At 57.4% G+C, this 23,797-nt stretch carries 21 protein-coding genes, 2 tRNA genes and 1 pseudogene; 15 read left to right on the top strand and 9 right to left on the bottom strand.

The window, feature by feature from the left end; all coding sequences use genetic code 11:
* Positions 1–237: 237 nt before the first annotated feature.
* The 4 genes from ACI2KB_RS25265 to ACI2KB_RS25250 all read right to left on the bottom strand — a co-directional run bounded on the left by ACI2KB_RS25265 (position 238) and on the right by ACI2KB_RS25250 (position 4,904).
* Entirely contained in the window at positions 238–1,539 is a 1,302-nt protein-coding gene (locus tag ACI2KB_RS25265; RefSeq protein ID WP_404639128.1) for an AcvB/VirJ family lysyl-phosphatidylglycerol hydrolase, read from the bottom strand.
* A complete protein-coding gene (mprF, locus tag ACI2KB_RS25260) occupies positions 1,539–4,181 on the bottom strand; it encodes a bifunctional lysylphosphatidylglycerol flippase/synthetase MprF (RefSeq protein ID WP_404639126.1) in 2,643 nt (880 codons plus the stop codon). The genes ACI2KB_RS25265 and mprF overlap by 1 nt, the downstream gene beginning before the upstream one ends.
* 331 nt (positions 4,182–4,512) lie before the next feature.
* Positions 4,513–4,589 (bottom strand) — tRNA-Met (locus tag ACI2KB_RS25255).
* A 238-nt stretch (positions 4,590–4,827) separates the two neighbouring features.
* Positions 4,828–4,904 (bottom strand) — tRNA-Met (locus ACI2KB_RS25250).
* 224 nt (positions 4,905–5,128) lie between these two features.
* Here ACI2KB_RS25250 and dinB point away from each other — a divergent pair.
* On the top strand, positions 5,129–6,187 hold the full coding sequence (gene dinB, locus ACI2KB_RS25245; protein WP_404639124.1) for a DNA polymerase IV: 1,059 nt from the start codon (positions 5,129–5,131) through the stop codon (positions 6,185–6,187).
* Between the two features lie 9 nt (positions 6,188–6,196).
* Here the strand turns inward: dinB and ACI2KB_RS25240 are convergent, their stop codons facing one another.
* From ACI2KB_RS25240 to ACI2KB_RS25230, 3 genes are all read right to left on the bottom strand, one after another.
* On the bottom strand, positions 6,197–7,153 hold the full coding sequence (locus ACI2KB_RS25240) for a hypothetical protein (RefSeq protein ID WP_404639122.1): 957 nt from the start codon (positions 7,151–7,153) through the stop codon (positions 6,197–6,199).
* Positions 7,154–7,231: 78 nt separating this feature from the next.
* Positions 7,232–8,947, bottom strand: coding sequence for a proline--tRNA ligase (locus ACI2KB_RS25235; protein WP_404639120.1), 1,716 nt, complete (start codon positions 8,945–8,947; stop codon positions 7,232–7,234).
* 172 nt (positions 8,948–9,119) lie between these two features.
* Positions 9,120–10,454: an OprD family porin gene (locus ACI2KB_RS25230; RefSeq protein ID WP_404639118.1), complete on the bottom strand. Its 1,335-nt coding sequence runs from the start codon at positions 10,452–10,454 to the stop codon at positions 9,120–9,122.
* 998 nt (positions 10,455–11,452) lie between these two features.
* On the opposite strand from ACI2KB_RS25230, the gene ACI2KB_RS25225 reads away from it, so the two are divergent.
* Entirely contained in the window at positions 11,453–11,884 is a 432-nt protein-coding gene (locus tag ACI2KB_RS25225; protein WP_404639116.1) for an HIT domain-containing protein, read from the top strand.
* Positions 11,881–12,090, top strand: a complete 210-nt coding sequence (locus tag ACI2KB_RS25220; protein WP_404639115.1) for a SlyX family protein — start codon at positions 11,881–11,883, stop codon at positions 12,088–12,090. Before ACI2KB_RS25225 ends, ACI2KB_RS25220 begins: the two co-directional genes overlap by 4 nt.
* A 48-nt stretch (positions 12,091–12,138) precedes the next feature.
* On the opposite strand, the gene ACI2KB_RS25215 is transcribed toward ACI2KB_RS25220, so the two are convergent.
* Positions 12,139–12,336 carry a cold shock domain-containing protein gene (locus tag ACI2KB_RS25215; protein ID WP_238591726.1) on the bottom strand — a complete coding sequence of 66 codons (198 nt, stop codon included), beginning with the start codon at positions 12,334–12,336 and terminating at the stop codon, positions 12,139–12,141.
* 132 nt (positions 12,337–12,468) lie between these two features.
* Positions 12,469–12,744: pseudogene (locus ACI2KB_RS25210) on the bottom strand (cold shock domain-containing protein membrane protein); the annotation flags it as partial.
* Positions 12,745–13,159: 415 nt separating this feature from the next.
* Between ACI2KB_RS25210 and ACI2KB_RS25205 the strand changes: the two are divergent.
* The 12 genes from ACI2KB_RS25205 to tolB form a co-directional block, all read left to right on the top strand.
* Positions 13,160–13,633 carry a Dps family protein gene (locus tag ACI2KB_RS25205; protein WP_404639113.1) on the top strand — a complete coding sequence of 158 codons (474 nt, stop codon included), beginning with the start codon at positions 13,160–13,162 and terminating at the stop codon, positions 13,631–13,633.
* A gap of 359 nt (positions 13,634–13,992) precedes the next feature.
* Positions 13,993–14,334 (top strand): ribbon-helix-helix domain-containing protein, encoded by a 342-nt coding sequence (locus tag ACI2KB_RS25200; protein WP_404639111.1) that lies wholly within the window; start codon positions 13,993–13,995, stop codon positions 14,332–14,334.
* Positions 14,335–14,610: 276 nt separating this feature from the next.
* Entirely contained in the window at positions 14,611–16,386 is a 1,776-nt protein-coding gene (aspS, locus tag ACI2KB_RS25195; RefSeq protein ID WP_404639153.1) for an aspartate--tRNA ligase, read from the top strand.
* Positions 16,387–16,519: 133 nt separating this feature from the next.
* Positions 16,520–17,266 carry a YebC/PmpR family DNA-binding transcriptional regulator gene (locus ACI2KB_RS25190; protein ID WP_404639109.1) on the top strand — a complete coding sequence of 249 codons (747 nt, stop codon included), beginning with the start codon at positions 16,520–16,522 and terminating at the stop codon, positions 17,264–17,266.
* A gap of 126 nt (positions 17,267–17,392) precedes the next feature.
* Positions 17,393–17,917 carry a crossover junction endodeoxyribonuclease RuvC gene (gene ruvC / locus ACI2KB_RS25185; RefSeq protein WP_404639107.1) on the top strand — a complete coding sequence of 175 codons (525 nt, stop codon included), beginning with the start codon at positions 17,393–17,395 and terminating at the stop codon, positions 17,915–17,917.
* A gap of 114 nt (positions 17,918–18,031) precedes the next feature.
* Positions 18,032–18,640 (top strand): Holliday junction branch migration protein RuvA, encoded by a 609-nt coding sequence (gene ruvA, locus ACI2KB_RS25180; RefSeq protein ID WP_404639105.1) that lies wholly within the window; start codon positions 18,032–18,034, stop codon positions 18,638–18,640.
* Positions 18,641–19,696 carry a Holliday junction branch migration DNA helicase RuvB gene (gene ruvB / locus ACI2KB_RS25175; protein WP_404639103.1) on the top strand — a complete coding sequence of 352 codons (1,056 nt, stop codon included), beginning with the start codon at positions 18,641–18,643 and terminating at the stop codon, positions 19,694–19,696.
* 139 nt (positions 19,697–19,835) lie between these two features.
* Complete coding sequence (gene ybgC, locus ACI2KB_RS25170; protein WP_404639101.1) at positions 19,836–20,306, top strand: tol-pal system-associated acyl-CoA thioesterase; 471 nt, start codon at positions 19,836–19,838, stop codon at positions 20,304–20,306.
* Entirely contained in the window at positions 20,296–20,991 is a 696-nt protein-coding gene (tolQ, locus tag ACI2KB_RS25165) for a protein TolQ (RefSeq protein WP_404639099.1), read from the top strand. The genes ybgC and tolQ overlap by 11 nt, the downstream gene beginning before the upstream one ends.
* Positions 20,992–21,014: 23 nt before the next feature.
* Entirely contained in the window at positions 21,015–21,470 is a 456-nt protein-coding gene (gene tolR / locus ACI2KB_RS25160) for a protein TolR (RefSeq protein ID WP_274134464.1), read from the top strand.
* A complete protein-coding gene (gene tolA, locus ACI2KB_RS25155; RefSeq protein WP_404639097.1) occupies positions 21,470–22,540 on the top strand; it encodes a cell envelope integrity protein TolA in 1,071 nt (356 codons plus the stop codon). Before tolR ends, tolA begins: the two co-directional genes overlap by 1 nt.
* Positions 22,537–23,797: Tol-Pal system beta propeller repeat protein TolB (gene tolB, locus ACI2KB_RS25150; RefSeq protein WP_404639095.1), on the top strand; the 1,261-nt coding region annotated here is incomplete at its 3' end. The genes tolA and tolB, both read left to right, overlap by 4 nt.

Genomic DNA, 23,797 nt, shown 5'->3' with positions numbered 1-23,797 from the left:
TGCTCTGCGCTTTTGATTCTGGCCGTAGGCCGTAGGAGCGCAGCTTGCTTGCGATCGGCGACCGTAGTCGTCGTAAAACCATGCTGCACCGAGACACCAGAAACGTATCCACCGAACTTACTGCTGTTTCGCAGCAGATCGTCAGCAAGCTGGACTCCTGCGCTCTCTGGGCGGAAACGGTCAGCCATAAAAAATCCCCGCAGTCTCACGAGTGCGGGGATTTTTTATGGCTGACCGTTAATCAGCGCTGGCCGACTCCGGCGCTTCTTTGCCTTTCCACTTATCGATGACCGCGATCAGGCGTTTGGCCAGTGCGGGGTAGTCTTCGTCGAAGTGGTGACCGCCTGGCAATTGTTGCTTCTGGCCTGGGGCGGTGGCTTCGGTGCAGCCGCTTTCGTCCTTCTCTTCCACACCGTACACGCAGAACACCTTGTCACCCGGCAGTTTGGCCATTTCCGGGCCGGTGGCGGCTTCTTTGCCGGACGCGCCCAGCCAGCCCTCGACAGCGATCTCGAAGCTGCCGCTGCGGGCGAAGGCGAGGAGGATGATGCCGTCGACGCGGGCCTTGTCTTCTTCCGGCAGGCGGTTGTAGACCGCAGGCAGAACGTCGGCACCGAAGGAATAACCGGCCAGCACGAAGTGCTTGGCACCCCATTTCTGACGGTAGTGGGCCATCAGCTCGCTCAGGTCGGTGGCAGTCTGCTCGGGGGATTTGTGCTCCCAGTAGTAGCGCAGGGTGTCGATACCGACCACCGGGTAGCCACCGGATTTCGCCATGTCACCTGCCACGTCCTTGTCCAGATCGCGCCAGCCGCCATCACCCGAGAGGAACAGGGTCACAGTGTCCGAAGGCTGGCTCGACGGGACTTCCACCACCGGAATGTTCAGACCGCCGTTGGCGTCGTCAGCGATCAGCAGGTGACGGACTTCGGTGTTGAGGATCTGCGGGTATTTGATGTCGTAATCGCTGATCTTGGTTTCGGCGTTGGGCGTGTCACGCACAAATACCGCGGTGTCATCGTCCGGACCATCGTTCCAGGCCACGGTCCATTTGCCATGGGCGGCGGCTTTCGGCGCAGGAACCTTGCAGTCCGGCTGATTGAGCACGAAGTTCACCGAAATGGCCTGAGCCTTGTCGTTGTTTTGACCTGCAAGCCAGTCCCAGGCCACCGAACCGCCTGCGCTGATGCCAGCAACGACATCGGGTGTGCCATCGAGTTTCTGCAAGGCCGCGTTGAAGGTCTTCTCTTGCAGTTGGCAGTCGTCTTTGGGCAAGACAACCTGAATGACTTGAGCCGACGCGTCGTAGCTCAGCGCCAGAACCTGCTTCTCGGTCAGCGAGTCTTCGGAGGTGACGGCAAGGGCGACGCGGGTCTTGACCTTGGTCGATGGGGTGGCGCGGATCAGCGCCGAACCATCGTCCAGGGTCATGCGTTCAAGTGTCGGTTGTGCGGCAGGTCGGTTCCACAGCCAGAAACCCAGTGCCACCACCAGAATTACCAGGGCTGCGAGCAAAAAGCGCCAGTAGCGTTGAATCATCAGCGTTTCACCAATCCAGTCAGGCCGCCTGCGATCAGGGCGGCGGTATCTGCCAGTGCCACCAATGGATCGAGTCCGGCGGGCACGGCCATATAACGGGGTTCCCAGTCAGGCTGGAATTTGTCCTTGAAACGACGCAATCCCTGAAAGTTGTAAAGCTGCTCGCCGCGGGTGAACACCATCGAGCCCAGACGCTGAGTCAGCGGTGCGCCGCGCCGAGGTTGCAGGCCCGACAACGGCACCATGCCCAGGCTGAAACGGCTGTAGCCTTCCTTTTTGTAATGCAGAATCAGGCCGACCATCATGAATTCCATAGTCAGCTTCGGCGCGTCCGGGTGCGAACGCATCAGGTCCAGGCTGGCGATGTCGTTGCGCGAGGTCTCCAGCAAATTGGAAAACGCGACCGGTTTGCCCTCGAAGTGAACGATGGCAATGCGAAAATGCTTGAGGTAATCCAGGCTGAAACGGCCCAGAGAGAAACCTTTCTCGCGCACGTTCTTGCCGGTCAGCCAGGCGTCGGAAATCACCTTCAACTCGTCCATGGGTGCTTGGCCGACATCGTAGATTTCCAGTGACAGACCGTCGCGACCACCCCGGTTCCAGGTGTAGCGCAGGTCCTTCATTTCCTTGCCTTTGGCGTCGATGTCGAAGGTGTTCAGGTTCACCCGCGCTTCTTCGCCCAGTTTGATCGCCGTCAGGCCGATGTCCATGTAGAACGGCAGGTTCTCTGCACGTACCTGATAGAACACAGGGCGTGCGTGGTGCACATCGCACAGGTCACGGAATTGCCAGATCAGTTCGGCGCGTTGCTGGGTCGGGCCGATCGGGTCGTACAGCGCCACCAGGCTGCGGCCGCGATGGGCGTACATCAGGAAAGCGTTGCCGTCCGGGTGCATCAGCACCGCTTTATCGCCGGTCAGCACCAGGCCACCATCCGGCTGGTTCGAGGCCTTGATGATTTCAGCAGCTTTGGCCAGTTGCTCTTCATTCGGCAGATCGATTTGCGGACGTGCCGTGCGCAGCAGCCAGGTCAAGGAGACGATCACCAGCAGCACCGCGCTGCCCAGCGCAGAGCGCAGGCCGCGAGGAGCGTCGGCGTCCAGTGTGAACTGCCACCAGAGCTGATGGCTGTAGGGGACGTCCTGATAAGCGAACAGCAGCAACCAGAACGACGCCCCCAGTACGCAGATGCTGGCCACCAGATACAGCGGCGAAAACGGCAGTTCAAACAGGCGGCTCGGGCGATAGAACGAGCGACGGAAGATCGCCAGCAGGCAGGCCGTGAGCAGCAGCAGGCTGGCCTCTTCCCAGTCGAAGCCTTTGAGAATCGACAGGATCGAGCCAACAAACAGCAGGATGGTGGTCAGCATCCATGCCGCTGACAGACGACGGCGCAGACCCTGAGCCAGCAACAGGCAGAGCACACCGATCAGGCTGGCACCGAAGTGCGACGCGTCGATCAGGCGATGGGGAATCAGGAAACCAAGGCTTTCCAGGCGGGTGTCGATTTCCGGTGTCGCGCCGGAAAACAGCAGCACGACGCCGGACAGGAACACCAGCAACGCCAGAATCGGCGCGCCCAGGCCTGAAGCGACGCGAATCGCCTGACGGGCAAACAGCAGGCGTTTGGCTTCACTGAACAGCAGCACCAGACACGCGATCAGCAGAGGCAGCAGCACGTAGATCAGGCGATACAGCAACAGCGCAGCGGCCAGTGGAGCAGCACCCAATTCATCGGCAAAGGCGGTCAGCAGGATCGCTTCAAAGACCCCGACGCCGCCCGGCACGTGGCTGAGCACGCCCGCAGCCAGGGCCAGCAAATACACCAGCAGAAACGCGCCGAAGGGCGGGGCGGATGGCAGCAACAGATAAAGCACCGCTGCGGCGGCCGCGACGTCCAGTGCCGTGATCACCAGTTGCATGAGCGTCAGGCGCAGGCCCGGCAGGCGCAACGTGCGGCGTCCAGCGCGGACCAACAGGTTGTGCGCAATGGTCTGCTCGGGCAGCCGACGACGGTAGACCGCTACGCCAATGATCAAGCTGAAAGCCAGCACCGCCACGGCGATGGTCGCCAGTACCGCAACCGGCAAATGCAGCGCGAGAGAGGCCGAAGGCAGATCGCTCAAGGTTGCGAGAGCGGCCAGTGGTGGCAGTGCGCATCCCAGAGAGAGGCTGGCGAACAGGGTCATATGAGCGACTTCGCCCGCCCCCAGGCCCAGCCGCGAATACAGGCGATAACGCACGGAGCCGCCTGACAGCATCGACAAGCCGACCGCGTTGCCGATCGCGAAGGCACAGAATCCGCCCATGACCAGCGATTTGGCAGGCAGGTCGACGTTGGCGTATTTGCTCGCGGACCATTCATAGCCCAGCAGGATGGTGAAGCCGATGACCGTTGCCAGCACTGCGCCACCCAGCGAGGGCAGCGGTACGCTCAGCAGCGAGTCTTGCAGCGCGTAAATGTCGAGTTCGGTCAGCATGTGCCGACAGGCAATCAGCGCAAGGGCGAACAGCAGAATGGTGACTGCCACCCCGATGGGCTGACGGTATTTGCTCACCAGCTCGCGTGCGCGCAGTCGGGCAGGGGGAGCCGGAGGCATCTCTGGAACTGCTTCGTTTGTGTCGGATGGGTTGGCGCGCATCAATCACTCCTTGGATCGTGCGCGACAGGATGGGGGTATACAGCCAAGTTACCAATCCCTACGCAAAAAATAATTCAGGATGTTAGCGCTTCAACGTCTAACGGGCGAATACGGCGATACGTTCCGTGACCATAGAGTCTAGGTTCAGATGCTCGGCAGTGTATCGACCACGGACACAAAAACTATCGCGCCCGGCAACATACGGTAACAACCAACTCAAGGCCACATGGTTTCGGCAAAGAAATGTGACAAGTGTTTCACCCTGCTGTTCGGCACTTTTCGTCCGGGCAAAAAAAAGGCCACTCTTTCGAGTAGCCTTTTTTCAGACGTTTGGTTGCGGGAGCCGGATTTGAACCGACGACCTTCGGGTTATGAGCCCGACGAGCTACCAGGCTGCTCCATCCCGCGTCTGTGAGGCGGCATTCTACAGCTGAACGGCAGAGTGTCAACCTTTAAACGTCAATATCGACAAAATAACCGCACTCGGAGGGCTGGCATACGTAACTCAAGGTCGGGCAAGGCTTTTGTCTCGGCGGGGCTGCGAGGCAGGACGTCATCATTGATGAAAGATATTTCATTCATGTGACGCAAGATCGTTTTCTTACGCGCACAAAAAAGCCACTCGTTGAGTGGCTTTTTTGATATTTGGTTGCGGGAGCCGGATTTGAACCGACGACCTTCGGGTTATGAGCCCGACGAGCTACCAGGCTGCTCCATCCCGCGTCTGTGGGGCGGCATTCTACAGAGGTTCGAGAGGGTGTCAAGCGAATCGCCGAAAAAAGTGCTTTTTCTTCAAATGGTTAGCCGCAGCCGCCGGTCGACAGGGCCTATAGGCCCTGTGCGGCAAGGGTTTGAGCCGGTCGTCGCAGGCAGGCGTTCCGCATCAAGAGTGTCAGATGCTGACGCGAGTGAGATACTGCTCAACCGTTTTCCTACGACTCCCGGTCATGCAGCAGCGCAAAATCATCCACATTGACTGTGACTGTTTCTATGCCGCCATCGAAATGCGCGACGACCCGAGCCTGGCCGGGAAACCGTTGGCCGTCGGCGGTTCGGCGGATCGGCGTGGGGTGATCGCGACGTGCAACTATGAAGCGCGGGCCTATGGTGTGCGCTCGGCGATGTCGTCGCGGCACGCGCTGTCACTCTGCCCGGATCTGACCATCGTCAAGCCGCGAATGGACGCTTACAAAGCAGCATCGAAGGAAATTCACACGATCTTTCGGGATTACACGGACTTGATCGAGCCTTTGTCACTGGACGAGGCCTATCTGGACGTATCCGATTGCAGCCATTTTTCAGGCAGTGCCACGCGCATCGCCCAAGACATTCGCCGCAGGGTGTCGAACCAACTGCACATCACGGTCTCGGCGGGCGTCGCACCGAACAAATTTCTGGCCAAGATCGCCAGTGACTGGCGTAAACCCAATGGCTTGTTCGTCATCACTCCTGATCAAGTGGAGGATTTTGTCGCCGAGCTTCCTGTCTCCAAGCTGCATGGTGTAGGCAAAGTCACGGCTGACAAGCTGGGTCGGTTGGGCATCATTAGTTGTGCCGATCTGCGGCAGTGGAACAAGTTGTCGCTGGTGCGAGAGTTCGGCTCGTTCGGCGAGCGGTTGTGGAATCTCTCCCATGGCATCGATGAGCGGCCTGTCCAGAATGACAGCCGTCGTCAGTCGGTCAGTGTGGAAAACACCTACGACACGGACCTGCCGGATCTGGCAAGTTGCCTGGAAAAGCTTCCGGCGTTACTGGAAAACCTGAACGGTCGGATTGCTCGCCTGGATACGCAATACCGACCTGGCAAACCTTTTGTAAAAGTGAAGTTTCACGATTTCACACAAACCACTCTGGAGCAGGCCGGGGCGGGGAGGGATCTGGAAAGCTACGAGCAGTTGCTGGGCCAGGCTTTTGCGCGCGGAGGTAAACCGGTGCGACTACTGGGCGTTGGAGTGCGCCTGCACGATTTGCGAGGCGCTCATGAGCAACTTCAGTTGTTCAACTGACTGACAGCATTACTCGCTGCCTGCTGGCACCGCTACCAGTCGCCCCGCGTCCTTGGCCAAGGCGCGTAGAAATTCATGCTGCAATTGTGGGTCGTTGCGAGTCATTTCGATCAGTGATTGCTCCAGATCGCTCGCTTCTTCTTCCAGACCCAGTTCTGACAGGCGTTTGACCCGGTGAACCCACTGGTTCACTTCGTCGTCTTCAAGATCGTCATAAATCAGGTCATGCGCCTCGATCAACTTGCCGCGCAAAGACTTGCTCAGCGGCAGGTTCGTGCTGGCCTGGACGTTAGTCTGGTCGTCGACGACTTTCAGATTCAGTTGCGTAATACGGCTGAGGTCCTGCTCTGCGAATGGGCTATCAAGCAAGTTGATACGCAGCACCCCATTGCGATCGGTGTTCAGCTCGTTGGTTTCCTTCCCGGCCTTGACCTCCACCGGGCTTTCGCTCCAAGGCAGGCTGGTGTGTTCGATCCGGTGGTCCCGCTGAACTTCGTCGATGCCTGCCAGGTTCTGCTGCGCCCGACCGTGGGACGGGGCGTTCATGAATGGGTTGATCCCGGCGACGCCATAGCTGATCCAGTCTTTGGTCACGCTGTCCGGCAGGCTGCCAAACGTCAGGACGTTGACCACGTTGGCGCCCACGCCCGCCACGATGGCGACTGCCCCCAGCGGGATTTCGTAGATTTCTCGCCAAGGTTGGTAAGGGGTGTAGCGGTCGTAATGACGGGTAACATCGTATTCGGTGATGTCGAAAGTCTTCAGCTCGTGAATGCGGACACGGCGCTGAGGCAATTCAAGGGTCTTGGGTTCGCCGACGTCGATCTGGAAGCTATGGTCGAGCAGTTTGCGGTCGACGCGCTCTTCGTGTTCGCTGCGTTGAGACAGATGATTGGCGCAACCGCTGACGAGCAGGCTGCCACACAACGCAGCGCCTGCGAGGCTTGAGGAACTTCGCTTTAACATGAGATCTCTTGTTGCAGGTGGGGCAGCACACTGCCGGTGGCTGAGTGCGCGCCCGCAGGGTGCGGGCGCGCGAACGACTCAGCGCTTGATCCTGCCCTTGATGAAGGACAGTACATCGGCAACGGGTAGCGATTGAGCTTCTGATTCGGTCCGGCTCTTGTATTCCAGATTGCCTTCCGCCAGACCGCGGTCGCTGACTACGATGCGGTGCGGGATGCCGATCAGTTCCATGTCCGCGAACTTGATACCGGGGCTGGTCTTCTTGTCGCGGTCATCCAGCAGCACTTCAAAACCGGCAGCGGTCAGTTCTGCGTACAGCTTGTCGGTGGCTTCGCGCACCGCGTCGGTCTCATAGCGCAGTGGAACCAGTGCGATCTGGAATGGGGCCAGTGCGTCGCTCCAGATGATGCCGTTGTCATCGTTGTTCTGCTCGATGGCGGCCGCTACCACGCGGGAAACGCCAATGCCGTAGCAGCCCATAGTCAGGGTGACAGGCTTGCCGTTCTCGCCCAGCACCTGGCACTTCATGGCATCGCTGTACTTGGTGCCCAACTGGAAAATGTGGCCGACTTCGATGCCGCGTTTGATGATCAGCGTGCCTTGGCCATCAGGACTTGGATCGCCTTCGACCACGTTACGCAGGTCAGCGACTTCCGGCACTGGCAGATCGCGTTCCCAGTTCACGCCGAAGTAGTGCTTGTCATCGATGTTGGCACCGATTCCGAAGTCGCTCATCAGCTCGACAGAGCGGTCGATGATACAAGGCAGTGGCAGGTTCAGCGGGCCGAGGGAGCCGGCACCTGCGCCAATCGCTGCGCGCAGTTCAGCTTCGCTGGCCATGACCAGCGGGCTGGCCACCAGTGGATGGTTGGCCGCCTTGATCTCGTTCAGTTCGTGGTCGCCGCGAATGATCAGCGCAATCAGCTTGCCTTCTTCGGCAGCGTGCACGACCAGTGTCTTGACGGTTTTTTCGATGGCCAGACCGAACTGCTCGACCAGCGCTGCGATGGTCTTGGCGTCCGGCGTGTCGACCAGGCGCAGCTCTTCAGTAGCTGCGGCACGGGATTTCTCCCGTGGGACCGCTTCGGCTTTCTCGATGTTGGCGGCGTAATCGGAGCTGTCGCTGAACACGATATCGTCTTCGCCCGACTCGGCCAGTACGTGGAACTCGTGGGAGCCAGCGCCGCCAATCGAGCCGTTATCAGCCACGACCGGGCGGAAGTTCAGGCCCAGACGGGTGAACACGTTGCAGTATGCCTGGTGCATGCGATCGTAGGTTTCCTGGAGGGAATCCTGAGTTGCATGGAACGAGTAGGCGTCCTTCATGATGAATTCGCGACCACGCATCAGGCCGAAGCGCGGGCGGATTTCGTCACGGAACTTGGTCTGGATCTGGTACATGTTGATCGGCAACTGTTTATAGCTGCTCAATTCGTTGCGAGCCAGATCGGTGATGACCTCTTCATGGGTCGGGCCTGCGCAAAAGTCACGGTCGTGACGGTCTTTGAGGCGCAGCAGCTCGGGACCGTACTGCTCCCAGCGACCAGATTCCTGCCACAGTTCAGCCGGCTGAATGCCTGGCATCAGGACTTCCAGTGCACCGGCAGCGTCCATCTCTTCACGGACGACGGCTTCAACCTTGCGCAGAACACGCAGGCCCATCGGCAGCCAGGTGTAAAGACCGGAAGCGAGCTTGCGGATCATGCCGGCGCGAAGCATCAACTGATGGCTGATCACCACCGCATCGTTTGGCGTTTCTTTCTGTGTGGCGAGCAAATATTGACTGGTACGCATGGTCGGCCGTTGTCGGTTGCTATGACTGGGAAATGACCTGGCATTGTACGGGGGTGATACGGTCGAGTACAGGCCGCAAGGGGCTCTCGATCCGTCGGATGTGACGACTGATGCAAATGAAAAAGCCCGGCGCGAGGCCGGGCTTTTCTATAACGAGTGTCAGACGGCGCGATTACAGAACCGAAATCGGGTAGTCGACGATCAGACGGAACTCGTTGACATCGCCTTCACCCTGATCGGCGTTGGCACGGTGCCAAGCTTGACGAATACGGAACGACAGGTCTTTTGCGGGACCGGTCTGAACGACGTATTTGGCCTCAAGGTTGGTCTCGTGGTGGCTACCGTCAGCGCCGTAAAGGCCTGCGTACAGACTATTAGACGGGGTGTGAGTGCCGTCAATATTTGTACCGCTAATATAACGGGTCATGAAGCTCAGGCCGGGTACGCCGTACGGCGCCATGTTCAGGTCGTAGCGAGCTTGCCACGAGCGTTCGCCCGGACCGTTGAAGTCAGAGTATTGAATCGAGTTCGCCAGGAAGATCGAGTCGCCACCGCGGACTTTACCGGCGTCGTTGAGCGAGATGTAGTCAAACGGCACATCACCGTTGACCTTCTGAAAAGCCAAGGTCAATGTATGGGCGGCCAAGAAGGAGTAGGCAGCAGAGCCGGACCAAGTGGTGTTGCTGATATCACCCAGTTCCTTCCTACCGGTGTCGCGCGTGTTGTATATGTTGAAATCGAACGCCAGAGACTGGTCATCGGTCAGCGGCAGGGCATAGTTCACGTTACCGTAGTACTGCTTGAACACGTCTTCAAGCTTGGAGGCATAGAACGCAACGCCCAAGCTATCAGTGATGGAGTACTTACCGCCGACGTAGTCTACGCTGCTGATATCAAGACTGCTTGGGCCGTAGGCGGTACCGATGGCGCCGTCACGGTTGGTGCTGTCTTGCGACGTGCCAGAGTAGAAGTGACCGCCTTCGACATCCAGGCCTTTGATCTCGCTGCTCTGCAATGTGATACCGCTAGCAGTTTGTGGCAGGAGGCGGGAGCCACCTACGGCAAAGACCGGATTCTGCGGCTGCATATCGCCGACTTTCAGTTCGGTTTTAGAAACGCGGAACTTAACAGCGGCGCCAGCTTTTCCGAAGCTGTCGTGGTTATCTTCGTTGCTATCTGTGGTCAGGTTGCCCGAGCCGGAATAATGATTCTGACCGTCAAGTTTGAAGCCAGCGTAACCGAAAGCATCGATACCCACGCCGATCAGACCTTGGGTGTAACCCGAGCTGTAATTGCCCCAGAAGCCTTGAGTCCAGTCTTTGTCGTCAACCGCGCCGTTTTTCTTATCGCGGTTGTAGTAGTAGTTACGAGCCTTGACGTCCAGCTTGCTACCTTCAACAAAACCAGTGGCTTCGGACTGGTCGCTTACGAATGCCGCAGCCGATGCCAATTGGGTGCTGGCCGCAGTAACTGCCAGTGCGATTGCGCTCCACTTCATCACTCTCATCGTGACTTTGCTCCTTTGGTTTTAAGAAGAGTACTGCCGTCCACCTGTGTTTTTATCTGGGCGGCTCTTTCTTTTTGGTGTCGGCGAAACTTATAGCACGCAGACATTATTGGCGATAGTTACAAACCTATCCTTTCAATTTCTTTACGGCTGTGTCGCAAATCAGCTCTGTCCATGTCGCTACTGAACAGCTCCTTATCTAAAAGCGTACAACTACCGCAGCACTTTTCGATCGAAATGATGTGTATCCGCAGTGATCCGCATCCTTCCTGTCGAACGCCCCCTGTAGCCAGTTCGCCGTTTTTTTTTCTGGCTGAGGTCCCGGTCCGCGACCTGTCCCTTTTCAGCCTTGTGTGTGACAAAGCAACAACCGTGCACAAAGTTCCCGGACGCATGAAAAATATGTTGAAAACCGCGTAATTCCTTTTAGATTCAAAGCTAACTCACTGTTTTTAAAGGATAAAAAAATTCAAAAAAAAGACGCTTCAGTGCCTTGCCGATTGAGCTTAGCGCTCAAAAATGTCACTGGCGTTACCTGTTACCGCCGGCAAGTGAGTAAAAGGCGGATAACGGACGCCGAGTGTGTCGCTGGAGTGAGTCGTTTTGGTGCATTTTGAGACGAAGGTGCTTGAGTTTGGTACGCGCGTACATGGCGCTTAATGTGATCTGACTTTAGGGTCAGTCGACAGGCCCGAGGACGGTTTTCAACGCATTGATTGGCAAGGGTTTGGTCGGTGTCATGAGCGGGCAGCGGCCGAAGGGTTTGGTCAGCGGTACTGCGTCATGGCAGTGCGTTGGGTCAGAGCGTGAGTGTTGCGGGTGCGGGCGAGGCCGAAGGCAGGTCACTGCTTCGGGAGCAACAGCGATCAAGCAAAGTGGGCCAAATCGTACGGTTGGCGTGATTCGCCTGATGTTCACGCGTATCCTGTACTGCATCAGATAAATGTTTCGCATGCCTCACAGCATCGAAACTTAACCCGGCAATCAGGAGTTATGGCGTGTTCGTTTTGGATCAGCGTTTGTTACAGGACACTCTGCCAGTAGGCGACTTTCCATTGAGCCGTTTGCTGTTGTCGAACGACGCCCAGTATCCGTGGTTTATTCTGGTACCCCGCAGGGCGGACATCAGTGAAGTGTTCCAACTGTCTGAGGTGGACCAACTGCAGCTGTGGAAAGAAACCACAGTGTTGTCCGACACCCTGCAACGCCTGTTCAATGCAGACAAAATGAACGTCGCCGCGCTGGGTAACGTGGTGAGTCAGCTGCACATGCACGTCATTGTTCGTCACAAAAGCGATGCTGCGTGGCCTGCTCCGGTGTGGGGCAAGCATCCTGCGCAACCTTACACTCAGGATCAGGCGGCGGAAATGATCGCTCGGGTCTGCGCGTCGCTGGTCAGTGAACCAGGATTTGTCGAGGTGACCCCATGAGCGATCTTAAGGATCGGATGATGGAGCTGGAGACTCGTCAGGCGTTTCAGGACGACACGATTCAGGCGCTCAATGACGTGTTGGTCGAGCAGCAGAGGATGCTGGAGCGGCTGCATTTGCAGATGGCTGCGTTGATCAAGCGCCAGGAGGAAATCGGCGGTCAATTCAAGGCTGTCGAAAGCGAGGCCCCTCCACCGCATTATTGAGGGCAAAAAAAACCGCGCCAGTCAGCGCGGTTTTTTTGTGGGTGGGTTTCAGCGACGCGGAAGTGCGGCAATCACATCTTCGGCTTGAAGCCCTTTGTCCCGGTTCATGACGGAGAATTCAACGCGCTGGCCTTCTACCAGAACACGATGGCCTTCTCCCCGGATGGCACGGAAATGCACGAAGATGTCATCGCCAGAATCGCGGGAGATGAAGCCAAACCCCTTGGAGGTGTTGAACCACTTCACGGTGCCGGTATCGCGTTGGCCTGGTTCATGTTGTTGTGAGGCCGGGGATGGCGACGATTTGTAGAAGCTGACACCCAGATGAATGGCAACAGCGACCAGCAACGCCAGCAGGCTGACGAGGACAGCAGGTTGGCCTGCGATGGTTTCCAGAGGTACAAGCAAGGTCAGAACCTGGAGGACGACCGCCAGGATCAAAAGAGCGCTGACCAGGTTTTGCAGTTGATGACGCGGACCCTTATTCCAGTAAGGAATGACCGGGGCGATGATCAGGTTGATCAGGCCGAACAGTGCCAGATACAGCGCATCCGGTTGGGACAGGTAGGAAGACAGCGCTTCACTCCGCAGGCTGGGTATGAATGAGAGCAGCAGGGCAGCTGCGCCCGTTAGCAGGTGGACTATTTTCAACATTTTGATGACTCACATTAATGAAGGATCACTAGGAAACAGCGGATCGCGCCCGGTACGCCTTTAGAATAAGGAAGGTGTAAGACACGAGCGACGATTCAGCCTATGCGCGACAGGTGGTTGGTCTGCCCGTCACGACACATACGTATTTAACAGCAAAGCGCAGGGCTACTCAAATCAAGCGCTTAACCCTGCTGATCGCAGCAAATGATGGCGATTTTGCTTGTGGTTCGCTTCCTTGTAAAAGAACCGTCCCAGAGCCGTTGAGGTTCAGTTCGTGGCGATTTTGCCAGCAGGCGGGTGACCGGACATCTTCATGGGAATTCGTCATACCCAGAGATGGCTGCCACGCATCTCATGTCTTGGTAGAGTGGTTGCTGGTTGTTCGGAAAAATCCATCATATAAAGAGGGCGAAGTATGGCTATCGATATCGGCATCAGCGAAGAGGATCGCAAGTCCATCGTGGACGGTCTTTCCCGCTTGTTGGCAGATACATATGTGTTGTACCTGAAAACCCATAATTTTCACTGGAACGTCACGGGACCGATGTTTCGCACGTTGCACTTGATGTTCGAAGAGCAGTACAACGAGCTGGCGCTGGCTGTGGACCTGATTGCCGAACGTATTCGTGCTTTGGGCTTCCCTGCGCCGGGCACCTATTCGACCTACGCACGTCTGTCTTCGATCAAGGAAGAGGAGGGTGTGCCTGCGGCGGAGGACATGATTCGCTCTCTGGTCAGTGGGCAGGAAGCGGTGACGCGTACCGCCCGGGGAATTTTCCCGTTGCTGGACAAGGTCAGCGATGAGCCGACTGCCGATTTGCTCACCCAGCGCATGCAGGTTCACGAAAAGACCGCCTGGATGCTGCGGGCGATGCTGGAAGGCAAGTAGTCATGCGGACGGGTGGGCGCTTGAAGTGCCCACCTTGGCTGCGGCAAGCATCGGAGCAGTGTGATGCTGCGATGACTGAAACGATAAAGTGGGAGTGCTTAAGTCTTCTTGGTTGTGGATTTTGCGCAGCGTTCTTTGTATTTTTCGACAAAGAATAAATATCTAATACCTTTTGTATGCTTTTTATGGTTAGGAAATGGACTTCCGAAATTCATCTTTTAATTGTGGTCATGTCCTACATCTTTTGAGTGTTGCATCTACTGGATAATCCCCGCGCGAATAGGGCTTTATAGGCATGCCGATTATTTACTTTCAAATGTTTCTATCGCCATGGTCTATTCAATGCTCAGGAGATCATCATGAGTCAAGATGCCACACGGGAGGTCGGGGATGTGCACCGATGTTTCAAGGTTCAGAACGATTCATTCGTCGAGAGCTTCAATATGGATTTGGCGCAGCCTCAGTCGCGCTCGGTCCGGCTCAACGGGTTGGCAACGTGCCTGCGCCTGGAGGAGGTGTACTGGAATATCCTGTCTGAAATCGCAGACAGCAATGGTTGCTCGATCAATGCGGTCCTTTCTTATGTCGACAGGGAGGTTCATTTGCGTTACGGCGGTGTAAAGAATTTCAGCGGTCTGGTTCGTGTCGTTTGCGTGACTCATCTGTTGAAGCCTGAAGGCTTCCAGCTCTCTTCTGCCTGATCTTCCGGGTGCCTATTCCAGCGGATGCGCCCAAGGCGGATCCGCTTATGTCAGCAGCCATCTGTTCGTCATGAGCCTTGGGGCGGATGGCTTCTTTGCAGGTAGCGGTCTGCGCGGCTGCACAGCCTCGATTAACCCTATATAATCCCCCGCCTACTCTGGAAGGCAGGGTTGACCCTCAGGTTGATCTCCATGCCAAGGCTCCTGCACCATTGCGCATTGGCGACGGGCGAGAGCTCCACCGAATTCCGAATGACGAGAAGTGAATACACGATCATGATGCGCAGCCATTATTGCGGCCAGTTGAACGAGAGCCTGGAAGGCCAGGAAATTACCCTTTGCGGTTGGGTCCATCGCCGCCGTGACCACGGGGGAGTCATTTTCCTCGATATCCGCGATCGTGAGGGGCTGGCTCAAGTGGTCTTCGATCCGGATCGCGCTGACACTTTCGCCATCGCTGACCGCGTTCGCAGTGAATATGTCGTCAAGCTGACAGGCAAGGTCCGCGCTCGCCCGGCGGGTGCCGTTAACCCGAACATGGCGTCCGGTGCCATCGAAGTGCTGGGTTACGAGCTGGAAGTTCTGAACGAGTCGGAAACGCCACCGTTCCCATTGAATGAATATTCTGACGTGGGTGAGGAAACACGCCTGCGCTATCGCTTCATCGACCTGCGCCGTCCGGAAATGGCCGAAAAGCTGCGTCTTCGTTCGCGCATCACCACCAGCATTCGCGGCTTCTTGGACAGTAACGGCTTCCTGGACGTTGAAACTCCGATCCTGACCCGTGCCACCCCGGAGGGGGCCCGTGACTATCTGGTACCGAGCCGTACCCACGCGGGCAGTTTCTTCGCCCTGCCGCAATCGCCGCAGCTGTTCAAGCAACTGCTGATGGTCGCCGGCTTTGACCGTTACTACCAGATCGCCAAGTGCTTCCGCGACGAAGACCTGCGTGCCGATCGTCAGCCTGAGTTCACTCAGATCGACATCGAGACCAGCTTCCTTGACGAAAAAGACATCATGGGTCTCACCGAGAGCATGATTCGCAAGCTGTTCAAGGAAGTGCTGGATCTGGAGTTCGGCGACTTCCCGCACATGACCTTCGAAGAAGCCATGCGCCGCTACGGTTCCGACAAGCCAGACCTGCGTAACCCGCTGGAACTGGTCGACGTAGCTGATCAGCTCAAAGAAGTGGAATTCAAGGTCTTCAGCGGTCCGGCCAATGATCCGAAATGCCGTGTGACTGCGCTGCGCGTTCCGGGCGGGGCGAGCATGCCGCGCAGCAAGATCGACGACTACACCAAGTTCGTCGGCATCTACGGCGCCAAGGGCCTGGCTTACATCAAGGTCAACGAGCGCGCAAAAGGTGTTGAAGGCCTGCAGTCACCCATCGTGAAGAACATTCCGGAAGCCAATCTGAACGTGATTCTGGATCGCGTCGGTGCGGTGGATGGTGACATCGTTTTCTTCGGTGCTGACAAGTTCAAGGTCGTCAGCGAAGCGCTGGGGGCTCTGCGTATCAAGCTGGGTCACGATTTCAACCTGCTCACCTGCGAATGGGCGCCGATGTGGGTCGTCGACTTCCCGATGTTCGAAGAGAACGATGACGGCAGCTTCACTGCGTTGCACCACCCGTTCACCGCACCGAAGTGCACCCCGGAAGAGCTGGAGGCCAATCCGGCAACCGCATTGTCCCGCGCGTACGACATGGTGCTGAACGGTACCGAACTGGGTGGGGGGTCGATTCGTATCCACCGTAAGGAAATGCAACAGGCGGTGTTCCGTCTGCTGGGTATCGCCGAGGACGAGCAGCAAGAGAAGTTCGGCTTCCTGCTGGACGCGTTGAAGTATGGCGCGCCGCCGCACGGTGGTCTGGCCTTCGGTCTGGACCGTCTGGTCATGCTGATGACCGGTGCTCAGTCGATCCGTGAAGTGATTGCCTTCCCGAAAACTCAGAGCGCTGCGGACGTCATGACCCAGGCACCGGGTGTTGTCGATGCCAAGGCATTGCGCGAGTTGCATATCCGTCTGCGCGAAACCCCGAAGGCCGAATAAGCTCAGTGGAAGAGGGGCGGGTCCTCGGTGACTTGCCCCTTTAGCTTGCGCCCGTATCGGGCACTGATTCGAGTAAAGCGCTGCTGTTAAACATCGAGCGGCGGCGTGCGTGTTTCAAGGTTTGGAGCGTGTTATGGCTGGTCATTCCAAGTGGGCGAACATCAAGCACCGCAAAGAGCGTCAGGACGCCAAGAAAGGCAAGATTTTCACCAAGTGGATTCGTGAGCTGACGGTCGCTGCTCGGCAGGGCGGTGGGGACCCCGCGTCGAACCCGCGTCTGCGGCTGGCTCAGGATAAGGCGCTGGGCGCCAATATGAGTCGCGATATCATTGATCGGGCGATCGCGCGCGGTGCGGGTGCTGCCGATGCCGACGACATGGTTGAACTGGGTTACGAAGGTTACGGCCCAGGCGGTGTGGCGGTCATGGTCGAAACCATGACCGATAACCGCAATCGCACTGCGGCTGCCGTTCGCCATGCGTTCAGCAAATGTGGCGGCAATCTGGGGACTGACGGCTCAGTGTCCTACCTGTTCGAGCGCAAAGGTCAAATCTCCTTCGCTCCAGGTATCGATGAAGATGCATTGATGGAAGCGGCGATGGAAGCGGACGCCGATGACGTGGTTAGCCACGAAGACGGTTCCATTGATGTGTTCACATCGTTTGCTGGTTTTTATGCGGTCCGCAACGCCTTGGAAGCAGCAGGATTCAAAGCGTCGGATGCAGAAATTGTCATGCAGCCTACCACGAGTGCCGTGCTGGACCTCGACATGGCTGAAAAAGTACTCAAGCTGATCGACATGCTTGAGGATCTGGATGACGTGCAGAACGTCTACTCCAACGCTGAAATTCCGGATGAAGTGATGGAGCAGCTTGGCTGATCTTCACTTGTGTCTGGACATGGGGCCGGAGGCACGAAGCGCTGATTCGATCATCGCTATCGGCCTCCGGCTTCTGCCTTTATGCTGCGCACAATAGCGCGTGTCATTTCTCGACCTGCAGGTGTTATGACTCTTATTTTAGGTATCGATCCGGGTTCTCGAATCACTGGCTTCGGCGTGGTGCGTGAAACCGGCCGTGGTTGTGAATACGTGGCTTCAGGCTGTATTCGCACCGGCAGTGGTCTGCTGCATGAACGGTTACAGATTGTGTACCGGGGTGTTCGTGAAGTGATCCAGACGTACGGCCCGGTGACGATGGGTATCGAGCGGGTGTTCATGGCCCGTAACGCAGACTCTGCCCTGAAGTTGGGCCAGGCGCGGGGTGCCGCGATCGTGGCTGCCGCCGAAGAGAGTCTGGAAATAGCCGAATATACCGCCACTCAGGTCAAGCAAGCGGTCGCGGGGACAGGCGGGGCGAACAAGGATCAGGTAATGATGATGGTCATGCACCTGTTGAAACTGACGAAAAAGCCTCAGGTCGACGCCTCCGATGCGCTGGCGATTGCTTTATGCCACGCGCATACACGCTCCAGCCTGATTCCGCACGGGTTGAATACTGCACGCAGCCGTAGTGGGCGGTTGCGTCTCTGATAGCATCATCCACTTATACATTTTTACTTGCAGCTCACGTGAGTCTTGCAAACATGGCGGCCAGGGTTGAATCCTGCCCCGAACAGTGACGAGCGACTGGAAAGGACTGGATACGTGATTGGACGTTTGCGCGGTGCATTGGCAGAAAAGCAGCCTCCGCACCTGGTGCTCGATGTCAACGGGGTGGGCTACGAAGTCGAAGTCCCCATGACAACCCTTTATCGTCTGCCCCATGTGGGCGAAACCGTAACGTTGCATACCCATCTGGTTGTTCGGGAAGATGCGCACCTGCTGTTCGGCTTTTATGAAAAGCGTGATCGCGAGATGTTTCGCGAACTCATTCGGCTCAATGGCGTTGGCCCCAAGCTGGCGCTGGCCCTGATGTCGACGCTTGAGGTCGATGAGTTGGTGCGCTGTGTTCAGGCTCAAGATACTTCGGCGTTGACCCGCGTGCCGGGGGTGGGCAAGAAGACGGCAGAACGGCTGTTGGTGGAATTGAAAGACCGTTTCAAGGCCTGGGACGCATTGCCAGGCACTTTTACATTGGTGTCGGAAGGTCCGGGAGCGCCTTTGCCGGTCGCGACTGCCGAATCCGATGCGGTCAGTGCGCTGATCTCCCTGGGCTACAAGCCGCAGGAAGCGAGCAAGGCTGTGACCGCCATCAAAGACAAGAATTTGAGCAGTGAAGACCTGATTCGTCGCGCTCTGAAGGGGATGTTGTAAGTGATCGACGCCGACCGCCTGATCGCCGCCACCGGGCGCGATCGTGACGAGCAACTGGACCGCGCCATCCGGCCGCTGAGTCTGGCCGACTATATTGGGCAGCCTACGGTACGCGAGCAGATGGAGCTGTTCATTCAGGCAGCGCGTGGTCGCAATGAGGCTTTGGACCATACGCTGATCTTCGGCCCTCCCGGGCTGGGCAAGACCACGCTGGCCAACATCATTGCGCAGGAAATGTCGGTTTCGATCAAAAGCACTTCGGGGCCTGTGTTGGAGCGGCCGGGTGATCTGGCGGCGATTTTGACCAACCTTGAACCCCACGACGTGTTGTTCATCGACGAAATTCACCGTTTGTCGCCTGTTGTCGAAGAAGTGCTTTACCCGGCGATGGAAGATTTCCAACTCGACATCATGATCGGCGAAGGCCCTGCGGCGCGCTCCATCAAACTGGATCTGCCGCCGTTCACCCTCGTGGGTGCCACGACCCGTGCAGGTATGCTCACCAATCCGCTGCGTGACCGGTTCGGTATCGTGCAGCGTCTTGAGTTCTACAGCACGGCGGACCTGGCCACGATCGTGTCCCGGTCGGCAGGGATTCTGGGGTTGCCGATCGAGGATCAAGGGGCTTTCGAGATTGCCCGTCGTGCGCGCGGGACGCCGCGCATCGCCAATCGGTTGTTGCGCCGAGTGCGGGATTTCGCCGAAGTGCGGGGCAAGGGCCAGATCACCAAGGCAATAGCCGACATGGCCCTGAACCTGCTGGATGTTGATGAGCGAGGGTTCGATCATCAGGATCGTCGTTTGCTGCTGACCATGATCGAGAAGTTCGACGGCGGTCCGGTCGGGGTCGACAACCTTGCAGCGGCCATCAGTGAGGAGCGTCACACCATCGAAGATGTACTGGAGCCTTATCTTATTCAGCAGGGCTACATGATGCGTACACCTCGGGGGCGTATGGTGACGCGGCATGCCTATCTGCACTTTGGCTTGAACATCCCGTCTCGCATGAACGAGCGGCCGGTATCTGATGAGCAGGGCAATGATTTCGATGAATAAAAAGCCCATCGACCGACCTATTCGAGTGTTTGGTGGTCTGACGGGCAGTCGAGGGGATATCACCTTGCCCTACGCTGTGAAAAACGATGAAAAACAGTTGCCTGGCCGGATTGGCAACCTGAGGAGTAAGCACTAGAGTATGCGCGCGCAAAACGGGGCTCAGCCGTTCGCACATCGCTGTCGCGTTTATTACGAAGACACCGATGCCGGCGGCGTCGTCTACTACGTCAATTACCTGAAATTCATGGAACGGGCTCGGACCGAGCGATTGCGGGAGTTGGGCTTCGCCCAGTCTGCAATGGCCAGCGACGAGAACCTGTTGTTTGTCGTGCACTCCAGCGAGGCGCGTTACCACTCGCCCGCGCGGCTGGACGACGAGCTGCTGATCAGCGCCGAAGTGATCGAATTGAACCGCGCCAGCCTGCGCTTTCAGCAACACGTCAGGCGGGCTGTGGATAATGTACTGCTCTGTGAAGGGCAGTTTTTGGTGGCGTGTGTGCGCGCCGACAGTTTCAGACCCCGGGCCATTCCCGAAACTCTGCGCACGGCCTTTGCCGGTCAGAGTGGCGCGGGTACACATTCAGAGCAGGAGATACAGCGTGGAAGCTAACGTCGTCGACCATACCTCCATGTGGAGTTTGGTCAGCAATGCCAGCGTGGTCGTTCAGTTGGTGATGCTGATCCTCGTGGCCGCATCGGTCACTTCGTGGATCATGATTTTTCAGCGCAGCGCCATGCTGCGCGCCGGGCGCCGTGCGCTGGATAGCTTCGAGGAGCGCTTCTGGTCGGGTATCGACCTGTCCAAGCTGTATCGTCAGGCGGGCAGCAACCCGGATCCGGATTCGGGCGTCGAGCAGATCTTCCGCGCCGGTTTCAAAGAGTTCTCCCGTCTGCGCCAGCAACCGGGCGTTGATCCTGATGCGGTCATGGAAGGTGTTGCGCGTGCGATGCGCGTCGCCATCTCCCGTGAAGAAGAAAAACTTGAGCAGAGCCTGCCGTTCCTGGCAACCGTCGGTTCCACCAGTCCTTACGTCGGTCTGTTCGGTACTGTCTGGGGGATCATGAACTCCTTCCGCGGTCTGGCCACTGCGCAGCAAGCCACTCTGGCCACGGTTGCTCCGGGTATCGCCGAAGCCCTGATCGCGACCGCCATCGGTCTGTTCGCTGCAATCCCTGCAGTAATCGCCTACAACCGTTTCTCTGCTCGTGGCGAGAACCTGATTGGCCGTTACTACACATTCGCCGACGAATTCCAGGCCATCCTGCACCGTAAAGTGCACACCAGCGAAGACTAAGCAGGTATTTCCCAATGGCTTTAATCGCTCGCGGCCGACGCGGCAAACGCAAGCCGGTCGCCGAAATGAACGTGGTGCCTTACATCGACGTGATGCTGGTGCTGCTGGTCATCTTCATGGTGACTGCGCCAATGATTAACCAGGGCGTGAAAGTCGATCTGCCCAAGGTCTCCAGTGAGGCCTTGCCGCAGGACAACAACAATCAGGTCCTGACCATTTCGATCAAGGCTGACAAGACCTACTACTGGAACCTTGGCAGTGAAGTCGATACCGACAAACAGATGGACAAGGCCATGACCTTGCCGCAACTGACCAGCGCCGTGACCAAGATCATCGCGGCAGGTCGTGAAGCGGGCAAGCAGACCCAGGTGTTCATCCGTGGCGACAAATCCGTTGATTACGGTGCCGTGATGGGCACGATGGGCGGATTGCAGAAGGCCGGAGTCGGGAATGTTGGTCTGATTACCGAGGCGCCCTGATGCAGCCGATTCGAGAGCCGTCAGCCTCGGAAAGCTACTTCTGGCCCTCGGTCTGGGCCGTGGCATTGCACGTCCTGATTTTTGGCCTGCTGTTTGTCAGCTTCGCCATGACGCCGGAGCTGCCTGAAGCCCGGCCGATCGTTCAGGCCACGCTTTATCAGTTGAAATCGAAAAGCCAGGCGACGACCCAGACCAACCAGAAGCTTGCTGGCGAGGCAAAGAAATCCGCTGCGCGACAGACAGAAGTCGAGCAGATGGAGCAGAAGAAAGTTGAGCAAGAGGCCATAAAGGCGGCGGAACAAAAGAAAGCCGATGCCGCTCAAAAGGCCGAAGAACAGAAGGCTGAGGAAGCGAAGAAAGCGGAAGAGGCGAAAAAGGCCGATGACGCGAAGAAAGCCGAAGCCAAAAAAGCGGACGACGCGAAGAAAGCCGCAGAAGAGAAACAATTGGCTGATATAGCCAAGAAGAAAGCCGAAGACGACGCGAAGAAAAAGGCCGAGGAAGACGCCAAGCGTGCGGCCGCCGAGGAAGCCAAGAAGCAAGCTGCCGAGGATGCGAAGAAACAGGCTGCAGAAGATGCGAAGAAAAAGGCTGCCGAAGACGCGAAGAAAAAAGCGGCTGAGGACGCCAAGAAGAAAGCGGCTGACGATGCCAAGAAGAAGGCTCAGGACGCTGCCCGCAAATCGGCGGAAGAGAAGAAGGCCCAGGCATTGGCCGACCTGCTCTCCGACAAGCCGGAACGCCAACAGGCGCTGGCCGATGAGCGTGGTGACGAAACTGCAGGCAACTTCGACGACTTGATTCGCTCGCGGGCTGCGGAGGGCTGGGCACGTCCACCTTCGGCGCGCAAAGGCATGACGGTCGTGTTGCAGATCGCGATGTTGCCGGACGGTACGATCACTTCGGTGAGCGTGGCCAAGTCCAGTGGCGACGGTCCGTTCGACAGCTCCGCCGTTGCGGCGGTCAAAAACATTGGTCGTTTGACAGAGATGCAAGGTCTGAAACCTTCGGATTTCGCACCTTACCGGTCATTCAAGATGACATTCACACCTGAGGATCTAGCCTTGTGATTAACCTTCTTCGAGGATTGCTTGTCGTTCTGTGTTGCGCAGCGGGTTTTGCCGCTGCCGACGAAAAGAACATTCTGGTCACAAGCGGCAGTGACCGTGCCACACCTATTGCGGTCGTGCCGTTCGGTCTGCAGGGCGGCAGCGTATTGCCGGAAGACATGGCTCAGATCATCAGCAGCGACTTGCTGAATTCGGGCTATTACTCGCCGATTCCAAAGGAAAACATGATCAGCCAGCCAAGCCAGGCCAGCGAAGTCATTTTCCGTGACTGGAAAGCGCTGGGTGCGCAGTACGTGATGGTCGGCAATATCGTGCCGTCGGGTGGTCGTCTGCAGGTCAACTACGCGCTGTTCAACGTTGCGACCGAGCAGCAAGTGCTGACCGGTAACGTGTCGGGCACCACTGACCAATTGCGGGATATGGCGCACTACATCTCCGATCAGTCTTTTGAAAAGCTGACCGGTATCAAAGGTGCTTTCTCCACGCGCATGTTGTATGTCACTGCCGAGCGTTTCGGGGGTAACAACACGCGCTACACGTTGCAACGGTCGGACTACGACGGTGCCCGTGCGGTGACGCTGCTGCAATCTCGCGAGCCGATCCTGTCCCCGCGTTTCGCGCCAGACGGCAAGCGTATTGCCTACGTGTCGTTCGAGCAGAAGCGTCCACGTATCTTCGTGCAACACATTGATACTGGCCGCCGTGAGCAGATGACCAACTTCGAAGGTCTGAACGGCGCGCCTGCGTGGTCTCCGGACGGCAGCAAGCTGGCGATGGTCTTGTCGAAAGACGGCAACCCTGAAATTTATGTGATGGACCTGGCTTCGCGTCAGTTGAGTCGCGTAACCAATGATCCTTCCATCGATACCGAACCGTTCTTCGGTAAAGACGGTTCGACTATTTATTTCACGTCTGATCGCGGTGGCAAGCCACAGATCTATAAGTCCAGTATCAATGGCGGCGGTGCACAGCGCGTCACTTTCATCGGCAACTACAATGCGGCACCCAAGTTGTCTGCTGATGAAAAGACTCTGGTCATGATTCATCGTCAGGACGGCTTCACCAACTTCAAGGTGGCGGCTCAGGACTTGCAACGCGGTAGCGTAAAAGTTCTCACAGACAGCAACCTTGATGAGTCGCCTACTGTTGCGCCCAACGGCACCATGGTAATCTACGCCACCCGCCAGCAGGGCCGGGGAGTCTTGATGCTCGTGTCCATTAATGGACGCGTAAGGCTCCCGCTTCCTACCGCTCAAG

Origin of the sequence: Pseudomonas sp. NPDC088444, assembly GCF_044900175.1 — a bacterium.
Lineage (GTDB): Bacteria > Pseudomonadota > Gammaproteobacteria > Pseudomonadales > Pseudomonadaceae > Aquipseudomonas.
This window is presented reverse-complemented; position numbering and strand designations above follow the sequence as displayed.